The 8,049-nt window shown below is 66.1% G+C and carries 9 protein-coding genes; 1 reads left to right on the forward strand and 8 read right to left on the reverse strand.

The annotated features are described in order from the left end of the window. Positions 1-229: 229 nt before the first annotated feature. The 8 genes from PLE19_23340 to PLE19_23375 all read right to left on the reverse strand — a co-directional run bounded on the left by PLE19_23340 (position 230) and on the right by PLE19_23375 (position 7,182). Positions 230-598, reverse strand: a complete 369-nt coding sequence (locus tag PLE19_23340; protein ID HPD17883.1) for a hypothetical protein — start codon at positions 596-598, stop codon at positions 230-232. Positions 599-672: 74 nt separating this feature from the next. Continuing rightward, entirely contained in the window at positions 673-885 is a 213-nt protein-coding gene (locus PLE19_23345) for a DUF2283 domain-containing protein (protein ID HPD17884.1), read from the reverse strand. Further along, positions 870-1,181, reverse strand: coding sequence for a DUF4258 domain-containing protein (locus tag PLE19_23350; GenBank protein HPD17885.1), 312 nt, complete (start codon positions 1,179-1,181; stop codon positions 870-872). The genes PLE19_23345 and PLE19_23350 overlap by 16 nt, the downstream gene beginning before the upstream one ends. A gap of 515 nt (positions 1,182-1,696) precedes the next feature. Continuing rightward, the gene (locus PLE19_23355; GenBank protein ID HPD17886.1) at positions 1,697-2,374 is read right to left on the reverse strand and encodes an Abi-alpha family protein; all 678 of its coding nucleotides are present in this window, start codon (positions 2,372-2,374) and stop codon (positions 1,697-1,699) included. A gap of 145 nt (positions 2,375-2,519) precedes the next feature. Continuing rightward, positions 2,520-3,596 (reverse strand): TIM barrel protein, encoded by a 1,077-nt coding sequence (locus PLE19_23360; protein HPD17887.1) that lies wholly within the window; start codon positions 3,594-3,596, stop codon positions 2,520-2,522. A gap of 132 nt (positions 3,597-3,728) precedes the next feature. Then, positions 3,729-4,862, reverse strand: a complete 1,134-nt coding sequence (locus PLE19_23365; protein HPD17888.1) for a methyltransferase — start codon at positions 4,860-4,862, stop codon at positions 3,729-3,731. A 690-nt stretch (positions 4,863-5,552) separates the two neighbouring features. Continuing rightward, complete coding sequence (locus PLE19_23370; GenBank protein ID HPD17889.1) at positions 5,553-5,954, reverse strand: HEPN domain-containing protein; 402 nt, start codon at positions 5,952-5,954, stop codon at positions 5,553-5,555. Between the two features lie 7 nt (positions 5,955-5,961). Beyond that, a complete protein-coding gene (locus PLE19_23375) occupies positions 5,962-7,182 on the reverse strand; it encodes a hypothetical protein (protein ID HPD17890.1) in 1,221 nt (406 codons plus the stop codon). Between the two features lie 172 nt (positions 7,183-7,354). Here PLE19_23375 and PLE19_23380 point away from each other — a divergent pair. Beyond that, a partial coding sequence (locus tag PLE19_23380; GenBank protein HPD17891.1) for a sulfatase-like hydrolase/transferase occupies positions 7,355-8,049 on the forward strand: 695 nt, incomplete at its 3' end.

Consider the following 8,049-nt stretch of genomic DNA (forward strand, 5'->3'; position numbering starts at 1 on the left):
CCACCGAGAAGGTCGGCGAGATTGACGCCAAGGCTCCCCCGGCTCCGCCCGCCAAGTGAGCCCAGGCAGCCGCCCAGCCACGGCGGAGCACACGCCTGGTCACCAGCCCGCTGCATGCAAGGCCGTCGAGACCTCTCTCCCTTTCTCGCCCCTGGCCGTTCAAGGGACTCAAAGGGACTCGGGGAGGCTCGAGCCATCTGAGCCACCGCCCGCGCGGTCACAAACGCCCTCAGACCTTATTCGGCAGGCTGCCGGTCATCAGGTGGCGCATGACGAGGCGGTCGAGGCCCTCGTAGTCACGGGCCGCGATGCACGCGGCCTCGGCCTTCGCGTCCATCGTGCGGACCTTCTCGAGAAGCCAGAGGAACATTTCGCGGCTGTGGGTGAGGTGCTTGGTGGAGATGGGCTTGCGCTGCGGACGCATGGCCTTGATGTCCAACCCGACCATGTTGCCGTCGCGCCCGTAGCCGCCCAGCTCCAGAACGCGCACCTGGTTGTAGGCCCGCCGCAGGTTGACCATGCCGAAGGCGCGGTCCTGATCGAACTTCGGGCCATTCTGGTCGTTGAGGTGGACGCTCCAGGCCCCCTCTCCCCCCATCGCCCCGCACAGCGTTCAGACAGTTGATATCTGAAAACGCGATGCCCTTTCCGCCCGTTCCCTCAGGACAGCGCTTACCGTTTGATGGCGAGTTCGGCCTCGAGGGGGGAGCCCTTGCGGAAGCGGCTGACGCCCAGGATGCTGAACCCAAGGATGTGGCCATCCTCGTCCACCCGTTCCATCATGGCGTCGTGAGCCGTCTCGCGCAGGTACCCGGGGGCATCGTGGAACCGCACCTCCAGGTAGTCGCCTTCGACGTCGAACCACACTTTCACTTTCTCGGCCATATCACGTCTCCAGACTTCGGCTTGTCCGTCAGGTAGGCAGTGACGACGAAAGCATCGCTCTCTACGTATCTTACCACGACGCAGAGCCATTTTCCACCCACGAGCGTGCGGCCATAGAACCTGTAGAAGAGCCTCACGGCATCGTCGGATCGGGACAGGCGGACTTCGGCAGGGGCACGGAGGACGCGCTCCACCTCGGCCTCCAGTCCGACCATCTCGGGATGCTCCAGGATATGGGCCATCCGCTCATTGGTGAGCCGCACATCGTTCCCGAAGCAATCACGGATGCTCTTCATTGACGCAATCATGCCCTAGGCGGCACTGTGCGTCAAGTGGGGCCTGCCCCGCCGCCTCGCTTCCTTCACCACCACTCGACACCCCGCCCTCCCCTTGGCGTCCTTGGCGTTTTGGCGGTCAGCCCAGGCCTGCCTCAGCCGCGAAGGCGCCAAGAACGCCAAGCAATCCCCGTAGGGCAAGAACGGGGCAGGGCGCTCGGACACTTCGCTTCGCCCGGGCAGGCTTGCGCACGCAACACCCGCGCTCGCAGCCCCGCCTTCAGGCGGTCATCTCTTCCCCCATTGCCCCTCCGTCACGTTCGGATAGTTGATATCTGAAGATGCGCCCCCCCACGAAGACTGCCGCGACCCTCCGCCACGTCCCTCCTGTCCCTTTGGTCACTTGAGTCCCTTCTCGCGCCTGCCCCGCCCGTCATTCCGAGCGAAGCGCCGCGAAGTCAAGGAATCTCGCCCGTCCTTGCGACCGGAGATAAGTGCGGTGTCCCCTGAACTTGTGAAATGCGCTTGATTAGAGGCTAGTCACCCCCGCTCGGGTAATGGCAGGCATCACAGAACGCCACACCATATTCGGACATGCGGTACCGCTGGAACGAGGGATCATCCTCGAACATGTGAGGGACCGGATGCTCTTTGGGCGGCTGGACCCTTACATTCTCAACGATGCCGAGCCGCTCAAGATTGAGACACGAGAGGTAAGCGGCACGAAACGGCATGTCCAGTCCATTCGCTATCTCACGAGCAGCGAGCACATGACCCTTGAGCCCGCTCTCCCGCGCCACCCTGTCTGAGACGCCCTGCCTGAAGATAAGCATGATTCTCGCATCGAGGGGTGAGAGTTGCGCGAGCACCTTTGTATATGACGGATGCACCTGGGCCTGCTGAGCCGGGTCGAGGTGGCAGGCAAGAAGCGACGCGAACATGTCTGAAAGCGACTCATCCTCCACGTTGCCCCCATCCTCTAGCAACGGCACGAAAACGTCAGGGAGCACCTTGCGAGGCTCCACGCCTCTCTCTTCCAGCCACCGTTTGGTTCTCAGCATTATGCGGACCCTGTTCTTTAGGCGCCAGTTCCCCACTACATCAGTGAGCATGCCACCGAGTTCTGACAGAGGCCCCTTCACCACGATATCCGCGTACTCTCTCGCTACCCCGACAGCCTTGGCGAGGGTCTGCGACTCATCTGGTGCGCTCACTCTCAGGACTCCATTCTCTCGCGTAGCCGAAGTCGCCACGAACTGGCGCGCAGAGCATCGCTTGCTCGTCTTGCATGCGCAGACGGCTGGCCCCGTTCGACTCCAGATGCTTGCCGCTTTGCGTCCGATGCTTTCCCGTCTTCGTTCACACCCTATTCGGCAGGCTGCCGGTCATCAGGTGGCGCATGACGAGGCGGTCGAGGCCCTCGTAGTCACGGGCCGCGATGCACGCGGCCTCGGCCTTCGCGTCCATCGTGCGGACCTTCTCGAGAAGCCAGAGGAACATTTCGCGGCTGTGGGTGAGGTGCTTGGTGGAGATGGGCTTGCGCTGCGGACGCATGGCCTTGATGTCCAACCCGACCATGTTGCCGTCGCGCCCGTAGCCGCCCAGCTCCAGAACGCGCACCTGGTTGTAGGCCCGCCGCAGGTTGACCATGCCGAAGGCGCGGTCCTGATCGAACTTCGGGCCATTCTGGTCGTTGAGGTGGATGCTCCAGAGCTTGCCGACGCTGAGCGCGAAGGCCATCTCGTCGGAGGGGTCGAGGCCGGCGAGAATGCTGTGGGCGCTTTCCATGTTGCAGCCGACGCGCGCCGGGTCAATGGTCATGTACGAGACGGCGACGGCGTGGCCCATGGTGGGCACGTAGGCGTGGTCCATCGGCTCGTTGGGCTTGGGCTCGATGAGGATGCGGATGCCCTTGTCGTAGTCGAGCATCTGGTTGATGGCGTCCACCTGCCTACGATACGCCTCGATGGCGTTCTTGGCCTCGCGCACGTAGGTGCCCTCGCGGGCGAGCCAGAGGACGATGTCGCGGGTGCCGATGAGGTTGGCGATGTCAATGGCCTTCTTCGAGCGCTCGATGGCGTAGCGGCGGTCGGCGGCGGAGTTCGAAGTGTAGGCGCCGTCAATGCCGCGCGGCGTCTCCCAGAGGCGCGGGGCGACGAACTCGGGGACGATTCCGGCATTGTCGAGCTTGCGCTTCATCGCCTTGGCCGCCTTCGCGATCTGGGCGGGGGTCTTGGAGTCGAGGTCGGGCACAGCATCGTCGTCGTGGAACTGCATGCCGTCGAAGCCGAGGTCCTTGAGGATGCGGAGCTTCTGGTCGAACGAGAAGCTGGTGCGCACGGGCGGCCCGAAGGGGTCGGCGCCCTCGTGAATGTTCCACGGCCCGAAGGTGAAGCGGTACTTCGTCCTGCCCTGCGCGTCCACGAACTTCGCCATCTCGTGCTCCTTTCCCAAGGGGGTTTCTAGTGCGGGCGTCAGCCCGTACCTTCGCACCCACCGAAGATACGGCCTGAAGGCCGCGCTACGAATGTTTCGACGGCACCACTTTGCCTCAAATGGGCGGCGATGTCAAGCCCGCCGCGTCGCCGTCACAATCGCATAGCCGCCGGCCCGCCGGGACTCGACGTTGGCGAAGCGCTCTCGAGCCGCCTCGAGGTGCCAGTCGGGGTCCTTGGTCACGAGCAGGATGCGGCCTGCGGGGACAAGGACCTTCGCGGCCGTGTCGAGGAACATCTGGGCGATGCGGTAGTGGCCGTAGTAGGGCGGATTCGAGACCACGAGGTCGAAGCCGGGCGACAGGTCGCCGAGCGGGTCGGCCGAGACAAAGGCTTGGCAGCGGCTCTCGACCCCGAGCGCGGCGGCATTGGCCTGTGTGCACTCGATGGCGCGGGCGTGGGAATCCACGAGCGTCACGCGGGATGCCGGGCTGCGACGCGCGGCGATGAGGCCGAGCACCCCCACGCCGCAGCCGAGGTCGAGGATGCGTCTCGCCTCGCCCACGTCGAGCGCGGCGAGCAGCGCGCGCGTGCCGTCGTCGAGCCGGCCGTGGCAGAAGACGCCGGGCCGCGAGACGAACGACAGCACGCCCTCCCCTTCTCGCACGGTGAAGGTGCGACGGAACTCCCGCGGGCGGAGCTTCGGCTCCCTGGGGCGTCGGGCGACATAGGCCACGCCGCTGCGGCGCGTGGGGCCGGGCACCGAGGTGGCGGAGCCGAAGAGCCCGACGACCGCCTCGTGCAGGAAGCGGTCGGAGCGGTTGTCGGTGCTCGTGAAGAGCAGGCCGCCGGGCCTCAGGCACCTCAGGGCGAAGGCAAGCCGCTCGTGGACCAGCTCCGCCACGCCGGCCATGCCAAAGGGTAGAACCACGAAGTCCCAGGGGCCTTCGGGCGGGTCGGGAGCGAGACCGAGCTCGGGCGCGAGGCGCCGTTGCCGCTTCACGTTGGCCCGTGCGGCCGCAAGGTCCCAGGCGTCGTCGAAGTGGCAGTGCACGGCCAGGTCGGGGTTCAGGGCGCGGAGGGCCAGGCCTGCGAGAGCTTCGGTGCTGTTGACCACGAGGGCGGAGCCGCCGCGGCCCTTGGGCAGGGCGTGGAGCAGGGCCGCTTCGCTGGGGTGCACGCCCTTGCGCGAGCAGACCACGAGCGCCCCGTCGGCGAAGGGTTCTCGCCGCCCCGATCTGCCCGCGCTTCCCAGCCAGATATCCATCGGCTCCGCCATCTCCTGGGGTGATTTCCCGAGCGTCGTCTCATATAATCGAAAGGGCTGCAAAACGCAACCGGAGGCGTCGCGGTGACGGCACACACGCCGAAGCGAGTGTTCAAGGCGAGGCTCACCCGCCGACGAGAGGATGACGGGAGCTGCGACCGGGAGTTCTGGCGCGAGTTGGGCGCCGAAGCGCGCCTGGCTGCCGCGTGGGAGATGGTCGCCGAGGCCGACATTCTGAGGGGGAAGGATGGCAGTCAACCCCGACTTCAGAGATCTGTTCAGTGCCTTCAACGACGCGGGCGCTGAATATCTGCTCGTGGGAGCGCACGCCGTCCACACCCAACCACGCTATAGCAAACACATGGATGCCTGGGTAAGGCCGACGCGCGAGAGCGCGGAGCGCGTCTTCCGGGCGCTGGCTCGTTTCGGCGCGCCGCTGGAGGGGGTGACCCCCAGGGACTTCGCCGATCCAGAGATGATCTACCAGCTCGGCGTGGCCCCAAACCGCATTGACGTGATCATGGCCATCGCGGGCGTGGACTTCGAGCAAGCGTGGACAGGCCGCGTCGAGACGACTTACGGCGGCGTGCCCATCCACGTGATCGGCAAGGCGGAACTGATCCGCGCGAAGAAGGCAAGCGGCAGGCCGCAGGACCTGCTGGACGTGGAGGCGTTGGAGAAAACCCCCGATCAGTCGCCTGCCGCCTGCGCGACCAACAGCGCCTCGACGGCGGCAAGGAACGCCCGGGCGTCGTCGAGGGCCTTCCTGGCCTTGGCGGGGGAGACCTGTTTCGCTACGCCCCGGCCGCCGGCGTCGCAGAGGCTAAAGAGCGCGTTGTAGGCGGCGGCCGCCTCGCGGCTCAGGCCCCCTTTGCGCACATAGTGTTTGTGTAAGTAAGCCCGCACAGCGCCGTGCGCGGCAAAGCTCTTGCCCCCCGCCAGCAACAGGGCCGACGCCGCGAAGAACGCCGCGTGATACGCCGAGGTCGCCGCATAGTCCTCGTGCTTCTGGTCGAGCAGCTCGCCCGCCACTTTCACCGAGTCCTGGGCCTTCCGCCACAAGTCCTTCACGTCCTGCTGGGCGTCACTCATCTCGGGTTCACTTCTCCTTGAAGAGGACGAACACGGCGAACTCGCCGCTGACGGGCACAGCGATGGCCTCGCCCCCGCACTTGCCCTCGAGCACGGGCTTGCCGAAGAGGCCCTTGGGGTCGTAGAGGCGGAACGAGTCGCCCGGCTTGAGGAACGGCGCGACCGGCACCTGCACCTCGCGGGCTTGCTCCCAGTTGTAGACTGCCAGATGTGCTCGGCTCGGGTCGTACTTGCTGGGCAACAGCACGATCTTGGCGCCGGGCGGCCGCTTCGCGCCCTTGGCGAGGACCAGGTTGCCCTCGTTGACGGCCTTCTTGTACTTGTTGATGCTCAGGCCGCCGTTGACGATGACGTTGTCGCGCACCTCGCAGTCCTCGTTCTCCGGCGCGTTGTAGCCGATCTGCATCGAGACGTCGTGGAGGCAGTTGCGCAGGACGCGGATGTTGTGGCTCGGCTTGCCGCTGCCCACGAGGAACGTGCCCAGGCCGTAGGCGATGTTGTCGGTGAGCAGATAGTTGTCCACGTCGGCGCGGCTCGAGCCGTAGGCATGCATCGTGTAGGTGCCGGGGTAGCGGCAGGTGAGGATGCAGTTCGCGATGGTCTTGACGCCGTCCTTGTTCTGCGTGTAGATGCAGTGGCCGTGGCCGCGGTCGGGCGCAAGCCAGCCGTTGTCGTAGATCACACAGCCGTAGATCTCGCAGTCCTTCTCGCCCGTCCAACAGCTAATCCCCTGGCGCGTGTCGTGGATGGCGAGGTGGATGTACTTGCAGTTCCTCCCCCCGAACATGTTCAGGCCGCCCCAGGGGCGGTCGAAGTCCTTCGGGTGCGACCCGCCGGTCTCGATCTTCTCGGGGTTTGGCTCCGAGACCAGCACTTCCAGGTCCCATATCCACACGTGGGCCGAGGGCGCCTGGACCGCGAGACCGCCGTCAATCGTCGCCCGCGCGCCGGGCGCGGGGCGGACGTGGATGGGCTTCTCCTCCGTGCCGACCAGGCGCACGTCGAACTGCTCCTTCGGCCGCCGCTTGTAGGTCCCCGCGAGCAGGGTGAGCGTGTCGCCCGGAGCCACCTTCTGCTTGCCGTCGAGGGCCGACGCGATGTCCCACGGCGCCTCCCTCGTCCCGGGGTTCGCGGGCGCTCCCTCCGGACCGACGAACCACCCGGCCGCCAGACTCGACGACGCCACGGCGAGGATGCAAGACCGCAGCAGGAAGGTGACCGCCCGCATAGTGCGATGCCTCCGTTCAAGCCTTCGTAGACCGTACCGCGAGACTTCTTCTCCGTCATCGGTGCCAGTATACTGTCACGGCGCCGCCCGCTTGTCAATCGCGGTTGCCTCGCGGCACCGGCTTGCGTACAATTGCGGCGTCACCCTCCACCTTTGCCGAAAGGACCGACGGATGAACTTCGTCGTCGTGATGCTCGACTCGCTGCGGCAGGACCACGTGAGCTTCTACGGGTGGGACGGCTGCCCCATTCGCACGCCGCACCTCGACGCCCTCGCGGCCGAGGCCATCGTCTTCGACAATGTGTACCCCGAGGGGCTGCCCACCATCCCGGTCCGCACCGATCTGTTCATGGGCCAGAGCTCGCTGACCAACCGCACCTGGCAACCCCTGGTGCCGACCGACGTGACCTGCATGCAGCTCTTCCGCAAAGAGGGCTACCTCACCGCCCTCGTGGCCGACACGTACCACCTCTTCAAGCCCGACATGAACTTCCACCGCGCCTGCGACATCTTCCACTGGGTCCGCGGCGCCGAGTACGACGCCTGCAAGGCCGGCCCGCTCCGGCACCTGAAGCTCGACGACCACGTGACCGACCGCATGCCCGAGAACTGGCGCAACGTGGTCCTCACGGCTCTGCGCAACCTGGACGGCCGCGTGGAGCCGCAGGACTTCCCCTGCTGGCAGACGATGGACACGGCGCTCCGCGTGATCGAGCAGGCCCGCGCAGCCGGGCGGCCGCACCTTCTGTGGATTGACACTTTCCAGCCCCATGAGCCCTGGTGCCCGCCCGCCAAGTTCGATGTCTACGGCGACAAGAGCTATCGCGGCCCCAAGGTCGTCCTTCCCCCTGGCGGCCCTGCCAATGC

Source organism: Planctomycetota bacterium (assembly GCA_035384565.1).
Taxonomy (GTDB): domain Bacteria; phylum Planctomycetota; class PUPC01; order DSUN01; family DSUN01; genus DAOOIT01.